Origin of the sequence: Neobacillus sp. OS1-32, from assembly GCF_030915425.1 — a bacterium.
Taxonomy (GTDB): Bacteria; Bacillota; Bacilli; order Bacillales; family Cytobacillaceae; genus Neobacillus; species Neobacillus paridis.
The window spans coordinates 2,155,969-2,181,150 of the sequence record NZ_CP133263.1 but is presented as its reverse complement, the minus strand read 5'-3'; the positions used below and the strand labels follow the sequence as shown (position 1 = coordinate 2,181,150).

Here is a 25,182-nt window from a genome sequence, read left to right as displayed (position 1 = left end):
GCTTTCTTATGTCGTATAAATTCAACTACGCCTCATGAACCGTCCTTAAGGACTCGCCAGTCGACGAGTTTTCATTTAAGCAGCTGGATTGAAAAACAAGTTTAGCAAGCTGACAATCTTGTAGAAAGGAGGGGGGTTGTGAAGGAAATGGCCGTGAAAACAGTACAGCTAGAAAAGCTGAATAATGGAATTGCCTGGATCACATTGAACCGTCCTGAAGCGGCAAACGCTTTTTCCAAACAGATGCTTTATGATCTTCAAGAAGCAGTAGCTGACATTAGACATGATCCAGATGTTCGAGTTGTGATCTTGACCGGTTCTGGAACCAAGGTATTTTGTGCTGGTGCCGATTTAAAAGAGCGGAAGGGAATGACCGATTCCGAGGTAAGACAGACAGTCCGTCTCATTGGTGCCGTGATTAAAGAGGTTGAAGAGTTGCCGCAGCCGGTCATCGCCGCGATGAATGGTGCGGCCTTTGGCGGCGGGCTGGAGCTGGCGCTTGCCTGCGATTTGCGGATCGGGGCAGCCGAAGCCAAACTTGGTCTTACCGAAACCTCCCTGGCGATTATTCCCGGGGCCGGAGGAACTCAGCGCCTGCCCCGATTAATCGGTCCAGGCAAAGCAAAGGAATTAATTTACACGGCGAAACGATTATCGGCCCAGGAGGCGGCGGCAGTCGGCATGCTCGAATACGTCGTTCCCCAGTCAGAGATGCGAGAAAAAGCGCTGGAGCTTGCCGCTGCAATGGTGAAAAATGGGCCGCTTGCGCTGGTGCAGGCCAAACTGGCGATTAACAAAGGACTGGAAGTGGACTTAGCCACCGGCCTCAAAATAGAAGAGTTGGCCTATGATGCCCTGATTCCCACCGAGGACAGATTGGAAGGACTGCGAGCCTTTGCCGAAAAACGGGCTCCTCAATATAAAGGGAAATAAACGATCCAGTTACTATCTTCAGGTGGTGCCTGGCCGCCAAAAGGAGGAACTATAATTGAACGAAGTCAATACAAAATCAGATTACCAGCAAAGGAAAGAAACCGTATTAAAAGGGGGGCATGAGAAATATCATAAAAAGAATTGGGAACAGGGGAAATTGTTTGTCCGCGATCGTCTCAGATTATTATTGGATAACGGTCTTCAAGCGGAGGACGGGATGTTCGCCAATCTACTCGCCGGAGACCTTCCGGCGGACGGAGTTGTCACCGGAATAGGGAAAATTCATGGCCAAACCGTGTGTGTGATGGCCAATGATTCAACTGTAAAAGCAGGTTCTTGGGGACAGCGGACCGTGGAGAAAATCATACGCATTCAGGAGACAGCGGAAAAGCTGCGTTGTCCGCTGCTCTATCTTGTCGATTCTGCCGGAGCAAGAATTACCGATCAATTGGAAATGTTCCCGGGAAGAAGAGGAGCCGGCCGGATTTTTTATAATCAAGTTAAATTGTCGGGGAAAGTTCCGCAAATTTGCCTTTTATTTGGTCCATCGGCAGCCGGGGGAGCTTATATCCCTGCCTTTTGCGACATCGTGGTGATGGTGGAAGGCAACGCCTCGATGTATCTGGGCTCGCCAAGGATGGCGGAGATGGTGATCGGTGAAAAAGTGACACTGGAACAGATGGGCGGTGCTAGGATGCATTGCTCCGTTTCCGGCTGTGGGGATGTTTTAGCCAAAAGTGAGGATGAAGCCATCGCTTTTACCCGCAACTATCTTACCTATTTCCCGAATAATTTTTCCGAAAAACCGGAGAAAGCAGCAGCAAAGCCGCCAACTTCCTTCGAAAAATCAATCGAGGAAATTATTCCAAAGAATCAGAATGCCCCTTTTGATATGTATCAATTGATTGAGCGCATTGTTGACGCGGATACCATTTGTGAGATAAAGAAATTATTTGCTCCGGAATTGATTACCTGCCTTGCGCGGATCAACGGCCAGCCGATTGGAATTATCGCCAATCAGCCGCGGGTAAAAGGGGGCGTGCTATTTCATGACAGCGCCGATAAAGCGGCCAAGTTTATTAATTTATGTGATGCCTACCATATTCCGCTGTTGTTTTTGGCCGATGTACCGGGATTCATGATTGGAACCAATGTGGAGCGGGCAGGTATAATTCGCCATGGCGCCAAGATGATTTCGGCAATGAGTGAAGCAACTGTTCCCAAAATGACTGTCATTGTCCGTAAAGCTTACGGGGCCGGATTGTATGCCATGGCCGGTCCTGCATTTGAACCGGATTGCTGTATCGCCCTGCCAACGGCGGCGATTGCGGTGATGGGGCCGGAAGCTGCCGTTAATGCGGTATATGCCAATAAGATTGCCAGTTTACCAGAGGAGGAGCGCGCCGCCTTCATCGCCGAAAAACGCGAAGAATATCGTCAGGATATCGATATTTACCGGCTCGCTTCAGATCTGATTATTGATGATATCGTCGAACCCAATCGTCTTCGCGAAGAACTGGCCACTCGTTTAGAATTCTATATGTCTAAGTATCTGGTATTTTCGGAACGTAAACATGGGGTTTATCCTGTTTGATTAAAAATATGCCTGTTGCCTGTCTGGAAACGGTTGAACTGATATCTCCAGTATCCGGGCGGTGACAGGCAGTTTTTTTGAGCTGGAAGAGGGAGGTGGCTGCCAGGTTACCGAAAAATGAAAATAGTTATCCGCTCAGTTAGCAAGCAGCAGTCTAGTTGCCCGAAAACAGAAAAAGAAAACATTTCAGTCAGCAAGCAGCAGTCTAGTTGCCCGAAAACAGAAAAAAGGAGCCATTTCGGTCAGCCAGGAGCGGTCTAGTTGCCCGAAAGCAGAAATGAAAAAGTCACGTCACCGACCATGTAATTTTGTAATAAACTTGGCGAATTGATTTGTGAACGGAAGGACAACTAAGGAAGATATAACGTTAAAGATCACGCTGATATGGGCGAGTTGTGCGTCCGATTGATTGGAAAGCTGAGCTCCTAGACTAGCGAGGCCGCCAATAAAAGGATAAAAAGCAGCTACACCTAGGACATTTAACCAGATGTGAGCGTAAGCGGTTAGTTTCGCTTCTTTACCTGACCCGATGGAAGCGAGAAAAACATCAACGCAAGTTCCGATATTGGCCCCGAGGACAATTGCGATCCCTGTATCTAAATGCATCGTTCCTGCTGTAAGAAACCCCATAACAATCGCGGTTGTTGCTGTACTCGACTGGATAATGGCTGAAAGAATGATACCCGTCACAACCGCATACAAACGGTGTTTATCGATGGTCAGCAGCCATTCATTAATCAAATCCATATCCTTTAACGGAGCAGCCAAGTATTCAAAGCCGCGAATCGCCGAAAACACAACAGCAATTCCTAATAAAATCAATCCCATGCTACGCAGATTTTTCTTTTTCATAAGGGCAAGAATAGCCCCGATAATCGCGATCGGAATAAGATAGGATTCAATATTAAAGGTAATTAATTCGGTTGTCATCGTGGTGCCGATATTGGATCCTAAAATAATTCCGATTGATTGCGGGAAGGTAAGCAGCCGGGCTGAGACGAATCCTACGGTAATAATCAAAACGGCGGAACTGCTTTGTAGCAAAATAGTGATAATAATTCCTACTAAAACCCCTTTCAAGGGGGTATCCGTTACGTTCAGAATCCATTTTTTCAAAGAATCTGCAGATAGATTAAAAAGACCTGACCTTAACAGTGTCATGCCGTAAATAAACAATCCTATGAAAAGTAAAAAAAGAAATAACTGGACCATGAACTCACATCCTTCTTCCATCAATATATGAGGTGGATTGGAGGGACATGTCCAAAAGATGAACCTGCCTGTCACTGCTTGTAGAGATTCCACTCCAATGGAATGAAAATTTCTGATTATTGTTAAAACTCTGTCAAATTGTTATAATAGTAAGAAAGTTTTAAAAATAGGGGGAGTGGTGCAATTGGAGAATGTAACACTTAAGCGTTCACTGGGACTATGGGCAATTGTCGGGCTTGGATTGGGGTATATGACACCAACCGTTGTGTTTGATACGTTTGGAATTGTATCGGATGAAACAAATGGCGTTGTTCCTATGGCCTACCTAGCTGCTTTAATTGTCATGTTATTCACGGCGATTAGCTACGGAAAAATGGTACGAGTATTTCCAAGTGCCGGATCAGCCTATACGTATACGCGAGAGACGATGAACCCATATCTGGGATTTATGGTTGGCTGGACAGCCTTACTTGATTATCTTCTTCTCCCAATGGTAAATGCCCTTATTATTCGCCTTTATATGGAATCATTTTTTCCTAATCTCCCGGCTTGGATATGGGTGGTTTCCTATGTTGCGATTGTCACGATTTTAAATGTCTGGAGTATGGGTAAAACCTCTAATGCAAATGCAACTCTGGTCATTTTTTCTCTCTTCCTGATTGTCGCCTTTATCGTACTTGCCTCTATTAAGCTTACCAATGGAATGGGCCAAGGAACCATTTTTACTTTAACACCTTTATATCATTCCAATGTACAACTCGGAGCGGTTTTAGCCGGGGCAACCGTTGTCTGTTTTTCCTTTATTGGATTTGATGCGATAACGATGTACGCCGAAGAGGCGGTTGATGAAAAAACACTGCCAAGAGCGATCATTTTAACGGTTTTAATCGGTGGAGCGATTTTTCTAGTTTCATCCTTTTTCGCCCAAGCCTTGTTCCCCAATCTAGCAAACTTTAAAGTAACCGACAACACTCTGCCTGAGATTGGATTGTTCGTTGGCGGCACGATTTTCAAAATATTTTTGGTTGCAGGGGGATTTGCCGCAACAGCTGCATCTGGGCTTGCCTCACATGCAAGTGTTTCTCGGCTGCTATATGTAATGGGGCGCAATGGGGTTCTCCCGAAAAAGGCTTTTGGTTATGTTCATCCGAAATTTCGCACACCGGCATTTAACGTTATTTTGGTCGGTATTGTTTCATTGCTAGCGATTACTCCTTCACTTGAGTTAATCGCATCCGTTATAAATTTTGGCGCACTCATTGCCTTTACATTCGTCAATTTGTCAGTACTTGCTCATTTCGTCTTTCACCAAAAGAAATATAAAACAGGAAAAGACTTTTTCAATTATGTCATCATGCCGCTCCTTGGAGCCGGAACGACGGGAATCTTGTGGTATCACCTAAGCGCGGATGCCCTGATTGGTGGGATTATTTGGGTCATCATTGGTTTAACTTATATGGTTATTCAATTGAAGATCTTTAAGACGAATATCACAAAAGTGAATTTTGAGGAGACTGATCAGACTTCATCACTTACATAACACGAGTGATTGGGGATAAGTGCCTGTCACTGCCTGCAATTTGTCGGGGATTCATCGATAATTTTGGGGTGGTGCAGGCACTTTTTTTGTATGTCCAATAAAAAATGTTATTTTAGGAAAATAGTGGAAATAATATAGTTAGTAATAATGTTGGAGGATGTTGCATTTTGAATGTAGTTTACGCATTAATTTGGCTGTTTGCATTTTTTAAATGGGGTGACCTTAAGAATTGGCATAAGTACTATCCTACCTATCTGTTCTTTTTGCTGGGGGATTTTTTATATCTCTATTTATTATCTGACTGTTACCCGATGTGGAAGTATAACCCGCAAGGAATCGATGAAAATATCGGATTGACTAATGCCCATGTCTCTTTCTCAATTATGGCTATTAAATATCCCACCACCACGTTTATTTACTTATCCAAATTTCCGGAAAAAAGAATCAAACAAATATTGTATATTACCGGCTGGGTATTGCTTTACATTGCTAATGAATTAGTCGATAACTTTTTTAACCTAATCAAGTATTACAATGGATGGAATCTTGCCTGGTCCATCTTGTTTAATGTCGTTATGTTCATCACCCTTAGAGTCCACTATACCCGTCCATGGCTGGCATGGCTTTTCTCTTTCGTCTTTGTTTTGTTTTTATGGAAAATATTTGATGTTCCGAACGACGTGTTTAGGTGAAATACCCTAACGTTTTTTTAAGGCAATCGTTTCAGCAAATACCTAAAATTGTAAACAGTGAGAACCAACCAGCTTTTGTAATATGATTGGTTCTCATTATTTTTTTGTATAAGAGTATTGGGAAGACCCTCGTTCCTCCAGGCTACTTGAATAGTTCAGGATAAACAGTTTTAGCTACCAGCTCTACTGCTTCGCCGATTCTTGGGCCTGGGCGGGACAGGATGTCCGGGTCTAATTGATAGACGTTATTTTTTTGAATGGCATTGATCGTTTTCCACCCTTTTCGAGCTTTGATTTCGCCAATCGGGTCTTTTGTATAATTCACCGTCGTGACAATGATCTCGGGGTTTTGCTTGACCACATCTTCTTCTGAAAGTTTTACCCAGCCTTCTTGTTTAGCAAAGACATTCTCCACCCCTGCTTTTTGCAGGATTTCCTGCTGGAATGTATTTTTTCCGGTTGTATAAATGTCTGGTGACGGGCTGATTTCGAAGTAGACCCGCTTTTGTTTCTCTATGCCTTGTAGTTTTTCTTCGACATGTTTAACTTGTGACTGAATCTCTTCAACAAGCTGTTCGCCTTTCTCTTTAACCCCCATGACCTCAGCAATTTGTGCGATATCGCCATAGACATCTTCAATAGTAGTAGCCGATTGAATCACAAAAACGGGAATGTCGGCATCTTCCAGCGGTTTAAGCGCGTTTTTATCTCCAATTGTATAGGCCAACACTACATCAGGCTTGAGTTCGATAATTCTTTCAGCATTCATTTTAACAGAATCAGATACCCGCTCAATCTTACTTGCCTCTTTTGGATAGTTATCAAAGTCAGTCACACCGATGATTTTATTACCGGCACCCAAGGCGAATAATATTTCCGTGTTGCTTGGCTGCAAGGATACGATCTTTTCCGGAACCTTTTTAAAAGTAATTTTTTTCCCTCTGTCGTCCGTTACCGAATACGAAGTTGTTTTTGCTGCGGGCTTTTGCGGATTAGCAGTAGCCGTGCTTTTTTCATTTGACTGACAGCCAGCTGCAAAAACAATCATGATGATCATAGTTAATATGCTGAGTAAATATTTCTTTTTCATTGATTTTGACCCTCCAAGTTCCTTTTTTGTCTTACTGGATAGGATTTACTGATAAATGGAATTTCTCGGATGCCGTTCTGCTTGTTGGTATAAACCGCCATCAAAAACAGGACATTCGCCAGCAAGTGAGTGTAGTCGAACAGAATTTCCGGAATTTCTTTTTCGAGACTCAGCTTATGTAGAGCTCTGACAGATTTTTTGGCTTCACTCCTGCAAGTATGAAGAACACAGGCGGCCGTCGTTCCATAAGGAAGCAGGAACTGATCAATGCGATCTTTCACCTCAGCTTCATAAAAATCATACATCATGCTTAATCGTTCTAAATCTTTCTCTTGAATGGCAAGCTTTCCCCGTGCTGAGCCATTAAGATGGTAGGCCATGGGAAGCAGATACAGTAAATCTTCGTGGATAATCGGGATATCCTTTGTTAATGACGCGGCCAAGCCAATTTTCGTCGTTAATGAATCGGTCCGGATTTCAAAATCGACGGTCGAGGCTGACTCACGCATAAAGGGATAACAAAGAAATCGCAAGTCTTTTTTTGGCATGATTACTCTCCTCCTTGTAATTTTATTTTTGTGAAACACCTGCGATATCAAGTTCCTCGGAAGAAGAGTAAGACAAATATATAAAGATGGTTTGTTTATTTAAGTTATCCGACCGACAATTTGTTTTTAAATACAAAAAAGCCGCCCAGATAAAAAATTGGCCGGCTGTAGATTCTTGCTAAAATATGTAAGAACCAGATGAAATCTGCCGTACAATCCTCTTATCTTCCGAAGAGCATAATACGTTCAAGAATAGGCAGGTCTCCTGGCTTGTGCATCATTTTACTCTAAGAACCTTCCCATTTGCCTGAAGTTGAGTCTTTGACTCTTTGACAAACAGTGGCTATTTCTTATTTCATCAGCACTTACAGTTGCGGAAACAGCTCCGGTATTTCACCGGATTCCCTATTAAGCTAACGAATTAGCAACCTATTCCCTGCAAGCTATATTCACTTAAGAAATAGTGTACACTTTATTTGCTGAAAAATAAAGAAATTTGTGGAATACTTGGAGATTGGTAGAAATTTTTGTGGTATTAATTTTAGGTGCGCCAATTGGAACGGATAAGACGCCGATTGAAAGGAGCAACGCGCCAATAGGAGCGGGAAAAACGCCAATTGAAAGGAGCAAGGCGCCAATAGGAGCGGGAAAAGCGCCAATCAAAAAGTGCAACCCGCCAATTGAAAGGAGCAGCGCGTCAATAGGAAAAAGGCACTATGTGAAAAATTCACAGAGTGCCTAACAGCCATTGTCATGATTTCATGATTAGATCATTTTCTTGTTTTAGTTTGTTTTTAGCGATATTAATCATCAGCTTGATGCGATTGACCTGGTTTACTTTGCTGATGCTAGAGTCATAGTCGATCGAAATAATGTTGGCATTTGGATATTCCTTCTTAATGCCGTTAAACATGCCTCTGCCGATAACGTGATTTGGCAGGCAGCCAAACGGTTGGACGCAAACGACATTATCAACGCCGGAGTCCATTAACTCAACCATTTCTCCCGGCAAGAGCCAGCCTTCCCCCATCTGATTGCCGATACTTAAGAAGCGTGATGCTTTTTCCGCCACTTCGGAAATTTTTAGTGGAGCTTCAAAGCGCTCGCTTGCTAACAGAGCCTCACGGATCGGACTGCGATAATATTCAATCAATTGAATCGCTACTTTTCCAATGGCAATATTCAGTTTGGATTTACCAAAGTGCTCCACCTTATATTTCCGGTTGTAAAGCCCATATAAGAAGAAATCAATAAAGTCCGGAACAACGGCTTCGCCGCCTTCTTTTTCGATGGTTTCAATCAGCTGGTTGTTGGCATATGGGTGGAATTTAACAAGTATTTCACCCACGATTCCGACCCGCGGTTTTCGCTCTGGAATCATTTCAATTTCGCTGAAATCGGCAATGATCTCATTAATCACTTTCTTATATGCGCGCATCGAGAACGCTTCTAACAGCTGCTTGCTGGATTCTAGCCATTTTTGATAAACTTTTTCGGTGCTGCCGGTGACTTTTTCATAGGGCCTGACGGTAAGTTTCAATCGCATGAGCAAATCACCGAGACAGGCGGCAATTACCATCGATTTGGCGAGCGTAGGGGAGATCTTAAATCCCGGCTGATTCTTTTTCTCCATCCCGCCGCCGTTTAAGGAGATCACAGGAACTTGAGGCATTCCGGCATTCCGCAACGCCTTCTTTAGCAGCGCGAAATAGTTGGTTGCCCGGCAGCCGCCGCCGGTTTGCGACATAATCACAGCGGTTCGGTCCAAATCGTATTCTCCGTTCTTCAAAGCGCCGACAAGCTGACCAATTGTGATGACCGCCGGATAACAGGCATCATTGTTGACATAGCGTAATCCAACCTCGACATCGGCATCTTTGACATCCTGCAATATTTTTAAATCATATCCATCGAGAGCAAACGCCTTGGCAAACAGATCAAAATGACTGGGCAGCAGCTGCGGTGCAAGGATCGTGTATCTTTTTTTATCACCTTTGGCAAATTTAGGCGGTCTGATTTTCGCTGTGTTCTGTTTATGCTGTAATTCTGGATGATTTTCTCTCTCTTCAATGGCTGCGTTTAAGGAACGAAGACGAATCCGTGCTGCTCCCAAATTGCTGACTTCATCCATCTTTATCCACGTATATAACTGATTGCTTTCCTCCAAAATTTCCTGTACCGCATCTGTTGTGATCGCGTCCAGCCCGCAGCCGAAGGAGGTAACCTGCAGCAGTTCGAGACAAGGTTCTTTTTTAACCACATCTGCCGCCTGATAAAGTCGGGAGTGATAGGTCCATTGATTGACGACATCCACCTCCAAATCCTCCGGAGCCAGCTGGACAATCGCGTCCTCGGTTAACACGGCGAACCCCAATTTATTGATCTCACCCGGAATGCCATGATTAATCGCAGGGTCAATATGATACGGATGCCCCGAAAAGACAATCCCTTTTCGCTGTTCTTTGCGTAATTGAGCAATGACTTCCTCGCCACGTCTGTGCAGCCATTCGGTATAGGCCTCTTTTTCAGCCTGGGCCTTCTTAAGAGCCCTTTTGAGTTCGACTTTTGGAATGTCCTGAAAACATTCACTCAGATTTTTCAACAGTGCGGCAGGATGATCGATCGTTAAGAATGGGTTTAAGTATGTTACTTGATTATCAATAAAGACTTTCTCCAAATTCACCCTGATCACCTCAGGATAGGAGGCCACAATCGGACAATTGTAATGATTTTGCTGGGCCTGATTTTCCCGTTTTTCAAAAACAACGGACGGATAAAAGATGGTCTTGACGCCTTTTTCAATCAAGTTCAAAATATGACCATGTGAAAGCTTGGCTGGATAACAGACAGATTCTGACGGAATGGTTTCAATCCCTTTTTCAAAAATGGCCTTACTGGAAGGGTCCGATAAAACCACCTCAAAACTTAATTCGGTGAAGAAGCGGTGCCAGAACGGATAGTTATCAAACATATTTAACACACGGGGCAGGCCGATTTTTCCTCTTTCCGCTTCATCGCCTTCAAGGCAGACACGGTTAAATACTTTATCCAATTTTTCTTCAACTAAATTGGGATATGGACTTTTTTGCTTTTGCTTTCCGGCCCCCCGCTCGCAGCGATTCCCCGTAATGAAGGACCGTTTGTCAGAGAATTTATTCACGGTAATCGGACAGTTATTCTCACATTTACCACAGCGGCGGTGGAACGTTTGCAGGGTAAAATTGCCGAGCTGTTCCACCGGTAGCAGCGAAGACACCGATTGTCCATCCCATCTTTCTTTGGCAATCAGGGCACAGCCGTAGGCTCCCATCAATCCCGCCATATCCGGACGAATAACTTGTTTACCGGTAATTTTTTCAAACGAGCGAAGGACGGCATCATTGAGGAAGGTTCCTCCCTGGACGACCACATGATTGCCGAGCTGTTCGGCTGATTTGAGCTTAATGACTTTGTAAATCGCATTGGAAATGATCGAATGTGCCAAGCCGGCGGAAATGTCGGGAATGCTGGCGCCTTCTTTTTGCAATTGTTTAACTTTTGAATTCATGAACACGGTACATCGTGATCCGAGGTCGGCTGGTGCCTCCGCCATTAAGGCCATTTCAGAAAACTCCTGGACACTTTTTTCCAACGTTTCTGCAAAACTTTCGAGGAACGAGCCGCAGCCTGACGAGCATGCTTCATTCAGTAAGATTTGGTCAATCACGCCGTTTTTGATTTTGATACACTTCATATCCTGGCCGCCGATGTCAATGATAAAGTCGACATCCGGCTGGAATTGCTTTGCCGCAGTATAGTGGGCCACCGTTTCAATTTCCCCATCGTCAATCCGAAAGGCTGCCTGAATTAATTTTTCGCCATATCCGGTTACGGTGGAACGGACAATTTTCACATCCACCGGCAGCGCTTGGTACAGAGCCGTTAAGCCTTCACGGACGGTTCCAATCGGGTTCCCTTTATTTTTTTCATAAAAACGGAACAGCACTTCATCGGTTTCACCGGTTAACACCATTTTCGTTGTCGTCGACCCGGCGTCGATCCCTAAAAAAGCGTGACCGGAATAGGCTGACAGCGGACTTTGTTTTACTTTTGCCAAGGAATGGCGGCTTTTGAATGCTTCATAATCTGCCTTTGAACGGAAGAGGGGCTCAAGCCGTTTGGACTGGTCGACATTGACAGCTTGATCCATATTCGCAAGGATTTGAATCAGTTTGTCCACTTCAATTGATTCATTATTATTGCTTTCCAGGGCCGCCCCGATCGCGACATAATAATGCCCGTCCTGACTGTATAATATATGTTCACCGGTCAGCTTTAAGGTATGTATGAAACTCTTTCTCAGTTCCGATAAAAAAGTTAACGGACCGCCTAAGAAGGCGACATTGCCGCGAATCGGTCTGCCGTTTGCAAGTCCGGCGATGGTTTGATTGACGACCGCCTGAAACACAGATGCAGCGATATCTTCTTTTCGGGCTCCTTCATTTATCAACGGCTGGATATCCGTTTTCGCAAATACACCGCATCTTGAGGCAATCGGATAGATTTTTTCTGCGCCTTTTGCCAGTTCATTTAATCCAGCGGCATCTGTATTTAGCAGGGTGGCAATTTGGTCGATGAACGCCCCCGTTCCGCCGGCGCAGGCAGCGTTCATTCGCTGCTCAATTCCGTTTGTAAGGTAGATGATCTTGGCGTCTTCACCGCCCAGCTCGATAATGACATCAATATCATTTTCGGTCGATTTTACCGCTTCCGTGCAGGCAACGACTTCTTGAATAAACGGGATACCCAGCGGTTCACATAATCCAAGGCCTGATGAACCACTGGCATTCATTTTCAGTTTTGCATAAGGAAATCGCTCAGACACCAGACGCAACAATCTTAATGTGGTCGTTTTGATATCAGAAAAATGCCGTTGATAAAATTTAAAGACAATTTCATTTTGGTTGTTTAAGGCAACGAGTTTGGCTGTTGTTGAGCCAACATCAAGGCCAACTTTCAGTTCCATGGTTCCCCTCTCCTTGAAAACATCATGTCTTTTTATAAGCTTGCTTTGGTAAAAGAAAAAGCAAAATCCTCCTTGAGAAACACACCTTTTTATTAGTTTGTTTCACGAAAAATAATCATCGGGCAACTAGGAAAATCATGTCTTTTCTGAGTTTGCATCGGAAAAATAGCGATCCAATAAAAGATCAATTCTTTTTTCCATTTCAGGAAACCGAAAACCGGTCACTTTTTCATACAATGGTTCAATCAACGCAGGCAAAAACGTTGCCCCTAATAGATTAGACATAATGATAATGAGCGTTTCCGGTTCTGTTTTGCCGATTAATTGTTCAACCGTATGCTGCATTTTCTTTATCCCGAATGCTTTCATAAAATGGATAAATTCCTTTTGACTGTCAAAAATGATGGTCCCTTCGACAAGCATTCGCTGTGCAATAAAGGGATATTGATAATAGGCATTGATGTATTGAAGCAGAAATTGCTTTAACCGCTGTCTTGGTTCGATCGAATCATCATCCAATATGGTGAACGTTTCCTTTAGGGAATCGACGAGGATTTGGATCACCGCATTGATTAACTTATCTTTGGAACCGAAATGATAATTGACAAGGCCAACGTTTACCTTTGCTTCAGAAGCAATTTTCCTCATCGTTACGCCTTCAAAGCCTTGTTTTTTAATCAGGTTCAAAGTCGCTTTGAGAATAAGCTCCTTCTTTGTGAATTCCGATTCTGTGATATTATTCATTTTTATCCCCGATTTCTGTTGTGTTTTAAACATTGTTTTAAACACTGTTTAATCTAACTATACCAATGTTTTACAAGGTGTTCATGACAACTTTTTGAACTTTTTAGCAAACTTTGCCACTAGTGGTAATGGTTAATGGAATCAGCAGAGGGTGGGCCAAGCTGGGGTCTAGTTACCCAAAAAACGAAAATGGAGATTTGTTCGGGCAGCAAGGAGCGATTTACCTATCCGAAAAAGGTCTAGGTTAGCTCAGGTCAACTGAGAATCAAAAGAAATAAAAAAGAGGTTTTAGTTTTTTCTAAAACCTCTCATTTAAGACATGATCCTGTTTTTCTAAGATTGGCGGAGCAGTTTTTTCATAAGCAGGCAGTGAACGCTCCGCAGGTGGGAGGATCAGCCTAACTGTTTTCTTTAATCGTAATGAGTGATTTGAATACCACATTATCGTCCGTTTGATTGACACCCTCTATGTATATGACATTTTCATCCACTCCTGAGGTGTCTTTAAAAAGCGTGATCGAATCACCAGGCAATGCTTCTTGATTAAAATTGAGATCAATGGTTTGAATCGTGTAGTTTTGGTGATCTGCCACCGGAAAGCAATCCATGATGTAGTCGACATATTTGGAATTGTTTAAATGACCATTAAAGTCGATGTCACTGTATCCGATGACTTTGTCGTACACTGGTTCTAACTTGCCAAAATCCTTTAGTTTTGCTAACTTTCCCGCGATGGCTCGTTTCGTTATTTTCTCCGGATAGTGAATCTGAATGAGGTCACTTCGTTTAATTTTTCGCTCTTTTATATCCATAATCACCCATTTGGATACAGCCTTGATGATTATATTCCCGCTGGCATCTTTGACAAGGTAATCACGGTCAAACTCCACCCTGGTTGGTTCCAAGGGCCAGGTTTCAATCGTAATCTCCTCATCCCAATTGGGCATCCGGAGGATATCGACGCGAATTCGGGTTAAAATCCAAGCTACCCCAAATTTCTTCTCCAGCGTTTCAATTCCAAAACCAAGGTCCGCGGAAGCCAAACTAGCGATATCTTGGAAGTAACTGAAAAGGGTGCTTAACTTTAACTGTTTGTTGAAATCAACATCTCTAAGGTCGATATGGTACTGTCTTTTAAAAATCGATGATACAGATTCCATCTCCATTACTCCTTTGCATCATGTCTTTTTATTGTACCATATCGGCATAAAAACAAGCAGTTTACCGGTGAGCCAGGGCCTGTCTAACTCTAGGGCACACGTAGTTATGAAGCAAAAATATGAATCAATCCGATTAGAATAGCCAAAGCGATCACACCTGTATGGGCGGTTCGCAGAGTTTTGGCTTTTTTATTTTTAAATAAGACTGCCCCCACGATGCCGGCAATTGCCATTAAGATAACTGCGGCTAAGCCAATCATCCCTTCACCTTCCAGTTCACCTTTGTCTAAGTACATGACAACACCATGAGTGATACTTAAGCCCAAGGCAATAACTCCGATAAAAAGATGATATTTTCCAAAAAACTTAGAGAGGGAGATAAAAAGCTTCTTCCTATCGGGGAAATTTTTTACCATGAATTTCGTCGATCTTCTGATTGGAAAAATCAGTCCCGCTGCTCCTATCGCTGCAGCGGTTCCCCAGCCAACCGTTTTACCAATATCCTCATAGTCTTTTTCATCTTTATCGTGTCCTTCATGATGTTCATACTTTTTATCGAAATCATCATCGGCTGAAACAAGGTGACTTCCTGCTGAAACAAAACCAAGAGCAAAAACAAACAACAATCCGATGAATATCACTTTATAATTCATGGAAGGAACTCCTTTCGTAAGATTTATTATCTTTAGCCTAACCGTCCAAAATGAAAAATGTCTGAAAAAGTAAGAGAATTTTTGAACTTCTTTTTGCTGTGAATTGCAGCTGCTAAAGATTTTCTTCTAAAACGAGCCCTTTATATTCGTATCCGTTGAGTGAAATCAAAAATGTCATTTTTCTGACACACAAAATGTTCTGAAAAGAATAAAATGCCAATTTCCTCCTTTGAAGGCGTTTTTTTAGCTTGATATAATATATTGAATCTATATCTCAGAATGAAAGTGAGACGGTAAAATGAAGAAAAAGAAAAATCTGTTTTCAATGGGGATCAAATTGTGGAGCAGTTATATTATTGTATTTTTAGTGATTGTGTTTATATCGTCCTTTTCCTATAAATATATAAGTGATTCAACAAGTAAAATTCATCAAATTGGTAATCAGCAAATGAAAAAGCTTCAATTGCTGGAAGTTTAAAAGAAGATGTCCTTTATATTGGCATGTTTTCTAGTAATTATTCGTTGGATGCCAGTGATAAAGGCAGAGAAAATTTGGAAAACCTCATGAATATAAAGATTGCTGATGCTAGAAAAGATATTAAAGAAGTTCATCAGTTCATTATTAACAAAGAGAATAATGACCAATTGAATATCTTTAATAAAAATTTTGAAACCTATGCTTCTGATCTTTCATCATTTCTTCAAGCCTCTAAAAGGAACGACAAAGAGGAGGCACAAAGAAAATTAACAGCCATGACGGAAAGCGGAAGCAGCACGATCGCTTCTTTAGATGTTTTAACAAAAAGAGTAGAAAAAGATAATAACAAAATCATTGCGGATGCAGAGCACCAGTCAGCTAATGCGGCAAAGCAAATTATTATTGTGTCCATTTTAGCAGAGCTATTCTGTATTGTTGTAGCCTTCATCATTACCAGACGGATCCGTCGTTCTGTCGTTGGGGTTATCCAAAATGTAGATATTACGACCGAATCTGTTATGGAAATTAAAAAGTTGATTGATGAAACCGCCAATAAGGTTCAAATACTTGAGGAGCATATGCACAGCTCAAGTGCTAATACAAAAGAATTATTGGCCTTTGTCGAGAAGCTTGCGTCAGATACCAATGGAGCCAGTTCCAGTATCGATGAAATTTCGGCTGCAATCGAACAAGCGGGAGTATCGGGAAACATCGTGGCATCAAGTGCAGATACCCTTTCAGCCTCTGCTGAGCAAACCTCTTCCGCCATTCAAGAGATGATGACCTCGATTGAACAAGTTGCGTTAAATGTCAGCAGTGCCGGGGCAACGGTTGATCAAATTTCAGCAGCAATCGAAGAAATGAGTAAGTCCATAAAAGGTGTAAGCAAGCGTGCAGAAAGCTTAACGGATGACGCAGAACAAACGGCAGATGCAGTGGAAGAAATGGTCGTTTCGATTAAGCAAATCGCCGAAAGCGCCCAAACGGTGAACCAGTTAAGCAACACCGTTCAAGATGATGCCTTGGAAGGAACGGAATCTCTGAATAAAACCTTACATGGCATGAAGGAAATTTCATTAGTCATAAATCAGGCCAGCGAAGTGATGGTAAGACTGGGAAGAAGTTCAGATGAAATTGGCATGATCATTCAAGTAATCGATGATATTGCCGATCAGACCAATCTCTTGGCACTGAATGCTGCTATTGAAGCTGCCCGTGCTGGTGAACACGGAAAAGGTTTTGCTGTGGTAGCGGAGGAAGTGCGGAAATTAGCCGAGCGTTCCGCCCAAGCAACGAAAGAAATTTCGAAGTTAATCAAGGGAATTCAAGAAGAAACGTCAGTTGCTGTTACTTCCATTAAGGATGGTGCAGATAAAGTCAAGGTTGGCAACCAGCTTGCGGAAAAAACAACCGAAGCCATTCAGAAGATTGTCAAAGGGATTGCGCATGTAACAGAGGAAATGAATCAGATTGCCAAAGCGACAGAGGAACAGACGAGGAATAGTGAAATGATTACCCTAGCGGTTGAGAATGTGAAGAAAAAGGCGTCGGAAATGACGCATTCGACGAAGGAACAATCGATCACTGCTGAGGAAATGGTGAAAGGTATCTCCGGAGCAAGTGACCAAGTACAGCAAATTTCAATTGCCACTGCAGAACAGGCGAAAGGCATCATGGAGATTGTAGAGGCAGCAGAAAATGTTACGAACCAATCTAATACGGTGAAAAATGCAACCCGGGAGCAATCGATTACTGAAGCGGAAATTGTCCGTAATATTAATAGCTTGAAAGAAATGACTGGAATAATAGTGGCTGCTGCACGTCATCAATTACAATCTAGTAAAGAAATGGCTTTGGAAATCGAAAACAATCTAAAACAAGCAGAAGAATTAAATAAAATTTTCCAAGTTCAAACAAAACAATCCGACGAAGTTGTAAAAGCAATTACTGAAGTAAACAACCAAATTGATAAAATTAAATGATGCTTGAAATGGATCTCGTCTGCTTCAAACACATCAAAATTTGGATTTTTTTGGACAATCTCCCACATGGAATAATGGACAAGGCAACGAACCCGAAACAACGGGCGTTGCCTTTTTCTATCATTGATAATGAATTTTTTAAGTAATATTGGTTTATTATGTGAATTTTTTATGTATTTGTTGTTTTAGTAATATTACGGTGACATTTTTCACAGCATCCTTTATTCACACTTTGTATATTGAAATTTAGGACTATGTACCTAACTATGATTAGAGTTTAACTCCGTTTCGATAAAGGCAAACCTTCTGAAAGGTAGGGACGCAAAGCCATGTGCCTAATGCAATTTAAATGCGATGGTTGACAGGTTACCGGATAGCTAAGTTTTGCGGAAAAGCTATTCATTTGTTGGATAGCTTTTTTCTTTTTATATAGAGTTCTGTTTGTTCTCAGGAAAAATGTTTCATACATTGTTAGCAGAAATTAATAGAGGAAAGAGGGGGAGAATATGCCGAACCAAACAGAAAATGACTCGTTTCTTGAAATGTATATTATGGAAACCTCTCAGCTGCTGGAACAACTAGAAGAACTAATTCTGGAAAGTGAGGAAGCCAAACATTTTTCGAAAAATGCCGTGAATGAGATTTTTCGGATTATGCATACGATAAAGGGTTCTTCGGCGATGATGCATCATGAAAATATTGCAGCATTGTCCCATTCATTAGAAGATATTTTCTCTTTTATTAGGGTAGAAAAACCTCAATTCATCGATTTCTCCACTCTTTCTGATTTGATTTTGGATAGCATCGACTTCATTAAAGTTGAGGTTCAAAAAGCCAAAAACCTTGATACGGTTGATGGAGAAGCCTCTTTTTTGATTGAGTCTGCCAAATCCTATTTATCAAATTTGAAAAATAGCAGAGTTGCGACAAATGGCGAGAGTCAGCAGGGAAATGATCTACAAAGGCAAGACCGGCAGGCTGCTGATATGATCGAACGGATGTTGAGTGACAGGAACAATGATGATTTAAACCTATTCCATATAACGGTCTATTTTGAAGCTGGCTGTGAAATGGAGAATGTCCGTGCGTTTCAAATTGTCTATCGATTAAAAGACATTGTCAATGAACTTTATCATATCCCGGAAGAGATCGAAAAGGAATTTATCGTTTCCAGTGAGGTGATTAGAAATCAAGGCTTTCAGATATTTATTCGGACAGAAAAATCTCGTGAGGAAATTGAGCAGCTGCTTTCTCAGTCTAGTTTTTTACAGCAGTTGAAGATTTCACAGATTAACAGAGAAGAAGAGAGAGCAAGTGCTGATGAGAGCAATCATTCACATCAGCGAAGGTCTATTGAAGAAAAGCGACTCAATAGCCAGCACACCAGTTTTATCAATGTGAATGTTTTGAGATTAGATGAACTAATGGATTTAGTGGGCGAATTAGTGATTGCTGAAGCGATGGTCACCCAAAATCCTGATTTGAACGGTCTTGAGCTGGAACAATTTCAGAAAGCGGCAAGGCACCTGCAAAAGATTACCAATGAAATTCAAGATAAAGTCATGGCTATTCGCCTAGTCCCATTAACAAGCACATTTCACAAGATGCACCGGGTCGTCCATGATATGTGTAAAAAGCTTGGCAAAACCGCTCACCTGCAATTAATTGGGGAAGAAACGGAGGTGGATAAAAGTATTGTCGAGCATATCTCTGATCCAATTATGCACTTAGTTAGAAATTCCCTGGATCATGGGATTGAATCGGCAGAAGAGCGGCGGATAAGCGGTAAGCCGGAATTAGGGACGATTACTCTTGAAGCCAAAAATGCCGGTGGGGAAGTGATCATTCAGGTAAAGGATGATGGAAAAGGCTTAAACCGCGATAAAATTCTCGAAAAAGCGAAGAAAAGTCATTTACTACATAAAAACGAAGAAGAGCTGACGGATAAAGAGATCTACCAGATGATTTTCCTTCCGGGCTTCTCGACAAAGGAGAAGATCACCGAATTTAGCGGACGGGGGGTAGGAATGGATGTCGTCGTCCAAAACATCTCAGCCGTAGGTGGTTCTGTTTCCGTCGACAGTGTGCCCAATCAAGGTACAACCATATCTATTAAAATCCCGCTGACCCTGGCAATTATCGACGGGATGAATACAAGAGTCGGTCATTCCTATTATACCTTACCGACAACGGTGATTAAGGAATCATTCAGACCGGGGAAAAACGATGTTATCACCGATCCTGATGGGAATGAAATGATCATGATTCGCGGTCAATGCTATCCGATTCTTCGGCTTCATCAGCTTTATCATACGAAAGCGGATAAACTTCAAATACATGAAGGGATTCTGATTATGGTGGAACAGGAGGATCAGTGTATCTGTCTTTTTGTTGATGAATTATTGGGTGAGCAGCAAGTCGTGGTCAAGTCTCTGCCACCGTATATAAAAAGAATCAAAAATATTGAAACTATCTCCGGCTGTACACTATTAGGTGATGGAAGTATTAGCTTAATTCTTGATGTAACAGGGTTAATGAAGACTAGAATTTGAACGAAAGGAGCTGTAGATGATGACAGAAATAGGATCTCAAGAGGTGGAAACATGGGAGGAGGATACGCAGAAGGACAAATTTCTTACCTTTATTGTTGAAAATGAATGTTATGGAATTGAAATTAAATATGTCACCGAAATCATTGGCATCCAGAAAATAACCGAAATTCCCGAGATGCCAGACTTTATTCGGGGAATCATCAATTTGCGGGGGAAAATTATTCTCGTTATGGACATTCGGCTGCGCTTTAAAAAGCCATTTCAACCATACAACGATCGGACATGCATTGTGGTGATTGATGTTGATGATCTATCAATTGGTCTGATTGTCGATAGTGTATCGGAGGTTCTTTCGATACCGGACAGCGAAATTGTCGCTCCACCTGAAATCCATCAAAAAGGAAACAAATATGTGATGGGTGTCGGCACCGTAGGGGAGGACGTGAAATTAATCTTGGATTGCACCAAGCTGTTAAATACTGACGAAGCCCAAACTTTAGAAACAATCGGGAAGGAGCATTAGCAATGAACTGGTTAAGAAACGTGAAAATGAAGTCGAAAATATTGTTTTGTTTTTCCCTCAATGCCTTTTTAACCGTTATCGTTGGTCTGATTGCGATCAATTATGGAGATCAGTTAAGTCAAATATCTTTATTTACTAGTATCGTCATTGCTGCCATCCTCTTGAATTTATTCCTGGGATTATTCCTTTCTGGCGTGATTGGCAGACCGCTTCAGAACCTGATTCATAGTGCCAACAACATAGCAGAGGGGAATTTTGCTGTAGACCTTGATGTTGAGCGTCAGAGATGAATTTGGCCAATTAATGACATCGTTCGCAAAAATCTTGACCACAACTCGTAATCAAGCCGAAGCTGCAAATAAAATTGCTTCCGGCGATCTCGATATCCATGCAGAAGTGAAGTCTGATCAGGATATCCTGTCACGGAGCTTGAAACAGGTTGTTGAAACACTTAGAACCTTAATGCATGAAATGACCCAGATGTCTAGAGAGCATGATGCTGGGGATATTGATGTGTTCATTCCCGATGGCCAATTCAACGGTGCTTACAAGACAATGGCTCAAGGCGTTAACAACATGGTAAAAAATCATATCAGTGTAAAGAAAAAAGCGATGGCTTGCATCGCCGAGTTTGCCAACGGTAATTTCGATGCTGATCTGGAAAAATTCCCGGGTAAGAAGGCGTTCATTAATGATCATATCGAAGGTTTGCGAAAAAATATTAAACAATTTATCGCCGAAATGACCAAGATGTCGGCCGAACATGATGCCGGGGATATTGATGTTTACTTACCGGAAGAAGAGTTCCAGGGTGACTTTAGGATCATGGCCCAAGGCGTCAATACGATGGTTAGAGGACACATTAACGTGAAGAAAAAAGCGATGGCTTGCATCGCCGAGTTTGCCAACGGTAATTTCGATGCCGAACTGGAAAAGTTCCCGGGTAAAAAAGCATTTATTAACGATCATATCGAAGCATTGAGAAAGAATCTTAAAGACGTGAATGCGGAAATTAGGAAACTGATTGTTGCCTCTAATGAAGGTAAGCTTAGTGAAAGAGCCAACATCGAACTCTTCCATGGGGACTGGGCGGAACTAATGGAAGGCTTAAACGGCCTCATCGATGCCATCTTGGAACCAATCCAAGAAGCTGCTGTTGTTTTGGATGAAATGGCAAAAGGAAATCTTCACGTCAGCGTAAAGGGAGAATACAAAGGCGACCATGCTAAGATCAAAAACTCGTTAAACGGCATGGGTGCTACATTATCAGGCTATGTAACAGAAATTTCCCAAGTTTTGGCAGAAATGGCAGACGGTAACTTAGATGTTGCGATCATCAATGATTACAAAGGAGATTTTGCAGAAATCAAAGATTCCTTAAATAACATTATTAATTCCTTTAATGAGGTAATGGGAAATATCCAGACAGCAGCCGAGCAAGTTGCCAGCGGTGCTAAGGAAGTTTCCTCATCAAGTGTTTCTCTGTCTCAAGGGGCAACCGAACAGGCGAGCTCGATTGAACAATTAACTTCATCGATTGAGGAAATCTCTTCTCAGACGAAACAAAATGCCGAGAATGCCAACCAAGCTAACGTTTTGGCAGAATCGACGAAAGCGAATGCGACCCAAGGCAACGAGCAGATGCAGGAAATGTTAAAGGCGATGGATGAGATCAACATTGCCTCGGAAAATATTTCAAAAATTATAAAGGTTATTGATGAAATTGCCTTCCAAACCAATATTTTAGCATTAAATGCAGCGGTTGAAGCAGCAAGAGCCGGCCAGCATGGCAAGGGATTTGCCGTGGTTGCTGAGGAAGTTCGCAATCTCGCCGCCAGATCGGCCAATGCCGCAAAGGAAACAACAGAAATGATTGAAGGCTCCATCAAGAAAGTGGAAGATGGAACAAGGATCGCGAATGAGACAGCATCAGCACTGCAAAAAATTGTTGATGATGTAGCGAAAGTCGCTCACCTCGTCAATAATATCGATGTTGCTTCCAATGAACAAGCAGTGGGCATCAATCAAATCAACCAAGGAATTATGCAAGTTTCGCAAGTCGTTCAAGAAAATTCAGCTACCTCGGAAGAAAGTGCTGCAGCCAGCGAGCAATTATCCGGCCAAGCTCAAATATTAAAAGAACAAGTGCAAAAATTTACAATTAGAAAGGGTTATTACAATAATACCTATCATGCCGGGATAGAAGATTTAAATCCGGAATTATTAAACATGCTTGAACAACTATCTGAAAAGAAAAAGGCCAATTTAGCCAAAACTCAAGCTGCCTATGCAGAGAGCGCCACGACGAGACAAAAAACAGAAATTGACTTAAGTGATACTGAATTTGGCAAATATTGAAGCCTATTTTAGGAGAGAGTCGCTGGGCTCTTTCCTTCCTTCTTTTTTAACAAATAGGGAATTTTTCCAATCTTTATTCTTTCCTATGTCGCCTAAATTCAACTACGCCTTATGAACCGTCCTTAAGGACTCGCCAGTCGGCAAGTTTTCATTTAAATTGGCTGGGAGTGATGAAATGTTCCCGTATACGATAACAGATAAAGAATTTCGACAATTAGCCGCTTATATTAAAGCCAATTTCGGAATTTACCTGAAAGAAGAAAAGAAAGTGCTTTTAGTAGGAAGACTGAGCCCCGTCCTGCAACAATTACAGATCGATACCTTTTCCGATTACTATGACTATCTTCTTTCTGACAAGAGTGGCGAAGCTCTGACCACCTTAATCAATAAAATTTCGACGAATCATACGTTTTTCATGAGGGAGGCCGGGCATTTTCATTTTTTAAAAGAAAAGGTCTTTCCGACTCTCCTCCCATCCTTGCCTAAAAAAGATTTGCGAATTTGGAGTGCCGGCTGCTCAACAGGTGAGGAGCCGTATACGCTGGCGATGTTAATTGATGAGTATCTTAACCACGAAAAAAAGCTCTGGGATAGAAAAATTCTCGCAACCGATATATCCGAGAATGCCTTATCGATTGCTAAAACGGGAATATACAATAAGCAAGCGGTGGCCTCCCTTCCTAAAAACTGGCGCTTAACTTATCTCATTCAGCATAATAATGAGGAATTTGAGGTTATTGATGACATAAAAAGAGAGATCGTCTTCCGCCGGTTTAATCTGATGAGGCCAGTTTTTCCTTTTAAAAAAAAGTTTCATATCATTTTTTGCCGAAATGTGATGATCTATTTTGATCATCAAACAAAATTAGCATTAATCGATAAATTTTATCATTGGTTAGAGCCAAAAGGCTATCTGTTTATGGGCCATTCCGAATCAATCGACAAAGAGTATCAGAAATTTCACTACATTATTCCCTCCGTGTATCAAAAAGAATGACTGGAGAAAATTGGAGATGATTCTATGAGAATAAAAAAGACAATCAATGTATTAGTAGTTGATGATTCTCTCTTGTTCCGAGAAGTTATCTCACGCGGGATTTCGACAGATCCTGATATAGAAGTTATCGCAAAAGCAGCGGATCCTTTTGAAGCTAGAGATAAGCTTTTGCAATATCAGCCAGATATCATGATTTGTGATATTGAGATGCCCAAAATGAATGGCATTGAGTTCATCAATCGGCTATTACCGCAATATCCGATACCCGTGATTGTTGTCAGTGTGATTAGTCATGCTGTTTTCGATGCATTAAACGCTGGAGCTGTTGATTTTATTGCTAAGCCAAATATGCGAGAGGCCAATAATGTAGAGGTTTTTATTGAAGAATTGATTGAGAAGATTAAGATTGCCTCCATGGCAAAGGTATTGCCGCGGCGAAATACAGTCAAGCAGTCACCTGATCCCGTCCATTCAACTGGAATCACCAAAAAGCTGATTGCCATTGGTGCCTCGACCGGGGGAACGGAAGCGATTTTGAATCTATTAAAATCCCTGTCAAGTAATCTGCCTGGTATAGTCATTGTGCAACATATCCCACCGCTGTTCTCTACGATGTTTGCGGAGAGACTGAATAGCGAGCTGCCGCTATCTGTCAAGGAAGCGCAGACAGGGGATTATATTGAAACAGGCACGGTGCTAATTGCCCCCGGTGACAGGCATATGCGCGTCAAAAAAGAGGGCGCCAAGTATAAAGTGGAGTGTTTCCGTGGGGAAAAGGTGAACGGCCACTGCCCCTCAATTGATATTCTCTTTGATTCCGTTGCGAAAGAAGTGGGAAAGCAGGCGATTGGCATTATTTTAACCGGTATGGGCTATGATGGTGCAAAAGGATTACTGGCGATGCGGCGAAAAGGAGCCCGAACGATTGGCCAGGATGAGAAAACTTCCGTTGTCTATGGAATGCCAAAAGTGGCGTTTGAAATCGGTGCAGTGGAAAAACAAGCAAGCCTGTCCGCCATTCCCGATGTTTTATATTCGATGATTTAGGTTATTTTTTTCAATAAAAAGGATCATGCTCCGCCTTGATTTTATCGAGACGGAGCTTTTTTTCAAAAAAATGA

The 25,182-nt window shown here is 42.1% G+C and carries 20 protein-coding genes and 2 riboswitches; of the genes, 13 read left to right on the top strand and 7 right to left on the bottom strand.

Going from position 1 to position 25,182, the window contains the following annotated elements; translation table 11 throughout:
* Positions 1–147 precede the first annotated feature (147 nt).
* Both RCG24_RS11035 and RCG24_RS11030 read left to right on the top strand, forming a co-directional pair.
* Positions 148–933: an enoyl-CoA hydratase gene (locus tag RCG24_RS11035; protein ID WP_308079151.1), complete on the top strand. Its 786-nt coding sequence runs from the start codon at positions 148–150 to the stop codon at positions 931–933.
* 55 nt (positions 934–988) lie between these two features.
* Positions 989–2,527 (top strand): acyl-CoA carboxylase subunit beta, encoded by a 1,539-nt coding sequence (locus RCG24_RS11030; protein WP_308076939.1) that lies wholly within the window; start codon positions 989–991, stop codon positions 2,525–2,527.
* Between the two features lie 291 nt (positions 2,528–2,818).
* Here RCG24_RS11030 and RCG24_RS11025 read toward each other — a convergent pair whose 3' ends face one another.
* Positions 2,819–3,739: a Na/Pi symporter gene (locus RCG24_RS11025; RefSeq protein ID WP_202654387.1), complete on the bottom strand. Its 921-nt coding sequence runs from the start codon at positions 3,737–3,739 to the stop codon at positions 2,819–2,821.
* A 184-nt stretch (positions 3,740–3,923) separates the two neighbouring features.
* On the opposite strand from RCG24_RS11025, the gene RCG24_RS11020 reads away from it, so the two are divergent.
* Together RCG24_RS11020 and RCG24_RS11015 are read left to right on the top strand one after the other, a co-directional pair.
* A complete protein-coding gene (locus RCG24_RS11020) occupies positions 3,924–5,279 on the top strand; it encodes an APC family permease (RefSeq protein WP_202654386.1) in 1,356 nt (451 codons plus the stop codon).
* A gap of 167 nt (positions 5,280–5,446) precedes the next feature.
* Positions 5,447–5,971, top strand: coding sequence for a CBO0543 family protein (locus RCG24_RS11015; RefSeq protein WP_202654385.1), 525 nt, complete (start codon positions 5,447–5,449; stop codon positions 5,969–5,971).
* A gap of 142 nt (positions 5,972–6,113) precedes the next feature.
* On the opposite strand, the gene RCG24_RS11010 is transcribed toward RCG24_RS11015, so the two are convergent.
* Both RCG24_RS11010 and RCG24_RS11005 read right to left on the bottom strand, forming a co-directional pair.
* The gene (locus RCG24_RS11010; protein WP_202654384.1) at positions 6,114–7,061 is read right to left on the bottom strand and encodes an ABC transporter substrate-binding protein; all 948 of its coding nucleotides are present in this window, start codon (positions 7,059–7,061) and stop codon (positions 6,114–6,116) included.
* Positions 7,058–7,609, bottom strand: a complete 552-nt coding sequence (locus RCG24_RS11005; RefSeq protein ID WP_202654383.1) for an ATP:cob(I)alamin adenosyltransferase — start codon at positions 7,607–7,609, stop codon at positions 7,058–7,060. The genes RCG24_RS11010 and RCG24_RS11005 overlap by 4 nt, the downstream gene beginning before the upstream one ends.
* A 237-nt stretch (positions 7,610–7,846) precedes the next feature.
* Positions 7,847–8,057, bottom strand: a riboswitch (cobalamin riboswitch).
* Positions 8,058–8,123: 66 nt separating this feature from the next.
* Between RCG24_RS11005 and RCG24_RS11000 the strand changes: the two genes are divergently transcribed.
* Positions 8,124–8,351, top strand: a complete 228-nt coding sequence (locus tag RCG24_RS11000) for a hypothetical protein (RefSeq protein WP_308076938.1) — start codon at positions 8,124–8,126, stop codon at positions 8,349–8,351.
* A 9-nt stretch (positions 8,352–8,360) separates the two neighbouring features.
* On the opposite strand, the gene RCG24_RS10995 is transcribed toward RCG24_RS11000, so the two are convergent.
* The 4 genes from RCG24_RS10995 to RCG24_RS10980 form a co-directional block, all read right to left on the bottom strand.
* On the bottom strand, positions 8,361–12,614 hold the full coding sequence (locus RCG24_RS10995) for an acyl-CoA dehydratase activase-related protein (protein ID WP_308079078.1): 4,254 nt from the start codon (positions 12,612–12,614) through the stop codon (positions 8,361–8,363).
* A gap of 135 nt (positions 12,615–12,749) precedes the next feature.
* On the bottom strand, positions 12,750–13,358 hold the full coding sequence (locus tag RCG24_RS10990; RefSeq protein ID WP_308079077.1) for a TetR/AcrR family transcriptional regulator: 609 nt from the start codon (positions 13,356–13,358) through the stop codon (positions 12,750–12,752).
* Positions 13,359–13,756: 398 nt separating this feature from the next.
* Positions 13,757–14,518 carry an acyl-[acyl-carrier-protein] thioesterase gene (locus RCG24_RS10985; RefSeq protein ID WP_202654380.1) on the bottom strand — a complete coding sequence of 254 codons (762 nt, stop codon included), beginning with the start codon at positions 14,516–14,518 and terminating at the stop codon, positions 13,757–13,759.
* 104 nt (positions 14,519–14,622) lie between these two features.
* Positions 14,623–15,171 (bottom strand): cytochrome b family protein, encoded by a 549-nt coding sequence (locus tag RCG24_RS10980; RefSeq protein WP_202654379.1) that lies wholly within the window; start codon positions 15,169–15,171, stop codon positions 14,623–14,625.
* Positions 15,172–15,469: 298 nt separating this feature from the next.
* On the opposite strand from RCG24_RS10980, the gene RCG24_RS10975 reads away from it, so the two are divergent.
* The 8 genes from RCG24_RS10975 (at position 15,470) to RCG24_RS10940 (ending at position 25,108) form a co-directional block, all read left to right on the top strand.
* The gene (locus tag RCG24_RS10975) at positions 15,470–15,649 is read left to right on the top strand and encodes a hypothetical protein (protein ID WP_202654378.1); all 180 of its coding nucleotides are present in this window, start codon (positions 15,470–15,472) and stop codon (positions 15,647–15,649) included.
* A gap of 86 nt (positions 15,650–15,735) precedes the next feature.
* Complete coding sequence (locus RCG24_RS10970; protein WP_308079076.1) at positions 15,736–17,631, top strand: methyl-accepting chemotaxis protein; 1,896 nt, start codon at positions 15,736–15,738, stop codon at positions 17,629–17,631.
* A gap of 286 nt (positions 17,632–17,917) precedes the next feature.
* Positions 17,918–18,005, top strand: a riboswitch (cyclic di-GMP riboswitch).
* Positions 18,006–18,137: 132 nt separating this feature from the next.
* Positions 18,138–20,183, top strand: a complete 2,046-nt coding sequence (locus tag RCG24_RS10965; RefSeq protein WP_308079075.1) for a chemotaxis protein CheW — start codon at positions 18,138–18,140, stop codon at positions 20,181–20,183.
* 16 nt (positions 20,184–20,199) lie between these two features.
* Positions 20,200–20,706, top strand: coding sequence for a chemotaxis protein CheW (locus tag RCG24_RS10960; protein WP_308079074.1), 507 nt, complete (start codon positions 20,200–20,202; stop codon positions 20,704–20,706).
* 2 nt (positions 20,707–20,708) lie between these two features.
* Positions 20,709–20,996, top strand: coding sequence for a HAMP domain-containing protein (locus tag RCG24_RS10955; protein ID WP_308079073.1), 288 nt, complete (start codon positions 20,709–20,711; stop codon positions 20,994–20,996).
* On the top strand, positions 20,977–23,064 hold the full coding sequence (locus RCG24_RS10950; protein ID WP_308079072.1) for a methyl-accepting chemotaxis protein: 2,088 nt from the start codon (positions 20,977–20,979) through the stop codon (positions 23,062–23,064). The genes RCG24_RS10955 and RCG24_RS10950 overlap by 20 nt, the downstream gene beginning before the upstream one ends.
* 157 nt (positions 23,065–23,221) lie before the next feature.
* Positions 23,222–24,061 carry a CheR family methyltransferase gene (locus tag RCG24_RS10945; protein ID WP_308079070.1) on the top strand — a complete coding sequence of 280 codons (840 nt, stop codon included), beginning with the start codon at positions 23,222–23,224 and terminating at the stop codon, positions 24,059–24,061.
* Between the two features lie 24 nt (positions 24,062–24,085).
* The gene (locus RCG24_RS10940; RefSeq protein WP_235888085.1) at positions 24,086–25,108 is read left to right on the top strand and encodes a protein-glutamate methylesterase/protein-glutamine glutaminase; all 1,023 of its coding nucleotides are present in this window, start codon (positions 24,086–24,088) and stop codon (positions 25,106–25,108) included.
* The last annotated feature ends 74 nt before the right edge of the window (positions 25,109–25,182 follow it).

Excerpts from the sequence above, each read along its gene's own strand:
- RCG24_RS11035 (WP_308079151.1), top strand. The coding sequence starts at position 148 with ATGGCCGTGAAAACAGTACAGCTAGAAAAGCTGAATAATGGAATTGCC.
- RCG24_RS11025 (WP_202654387.1), bottom strand. The coding sequence starts at position 3,739 with ATGGTCCAGTTATTTCTTTTTTTACTTTTCATAGGATTGTTTATTTAC.
- RCG24_RS11010 (WP_202654384.1), bottom strand. The coding sequence starts at position 7,061 with ATGAAAAAGAAATATTTACTCAGCATATTAACTATGATCATCATGATT.
- RCG24_RS11005 (WP_202654383.1), bottom strand. The coding sequence starts at position 7,609 with ATGCCAAAAAAAGACTTGCGATTTCTTTGTTATCCCTTTATGCGTGAG.
- RCG24_RS10995 (WP_308079078.1), bottom strand. The coding sequence starts at position 12,614 with ATGGAACTGAAAGTTGGCCTTGATGTTGGCTCAACAACAGCCAAACTC.
- RCG24_RS10990 (WP_308079077.1), bottom strand. The coding sequence starts at position 13,358 with ATGAATAATATCACAGAATCGGAATTCACAAAGAAGGAGCTTATTCTC.
- RCG24_RS10985 (WP_202654380.1), bottom strand. The coding sequence starts at position 14,518 with ATGGAATCTGTATCATCGATTTTTAAAAGACAGTACCATATCGACCTT.
- RCG24_RS10980 (WP_202654379.1), bottom strand. The coding sequence starts at position 15,171 with ATGAATTATAAAGTGATATTCATCGGATTGTTGTTTGTTTTTGCTCTT.
- RCG24_RS10975 (WP_202654378.1), top strand. The coding sequence starts at position 15,470 with ATGAAGAAAAAGAAAAATCTGTTTTCAATGGGGATCAAATTGTGGAGC.
- RCG24_RS10970 (WP_308079076.1), top strand. The coding sequence starts at position 15,736 with ATGAATATAAAGATTGCTGATGCTAGAAAAGATATTAAAGAAGTTCAT.
- RCG24_RS10965 (WP_308079075.1), top strand. The coding sequence starts at position 18,138 with ATGCCGAACCAAACAGAAAATGACTCGTTTCTTGAAATGTATATTATG.
- RCG24_RS10960 (WP_308079074.1), top strand. The coding sequence starts at position 20,200 with ATGATGACAGAAATAGGATCTCAAGAGGTGGAAACATGGGAGGAGGAT.
- RCG24_RS10955 (WP_308079073.1), top strand. The coding sequence starts at position 20,709 with ATGAACTGGTTAAGAAACGTGAAAATGAAGTCGAAAATATTGTTTTGT.
- RCG24_RS10950 (WP_308079072.1), top strand. The coding sequence starts at position 20,977 with ATGTTGAGCGTCAGAGATGAATTTGGCCAATTAATGACATCGTTCGCA.
- RCG24_RS10940 (WP_235888085.1), top strand. The coding sequence starts at position 24,086 with ATGAGAATAAAAAAGACAATCAATGTATTAGTAGTTGATGATTCTCTC.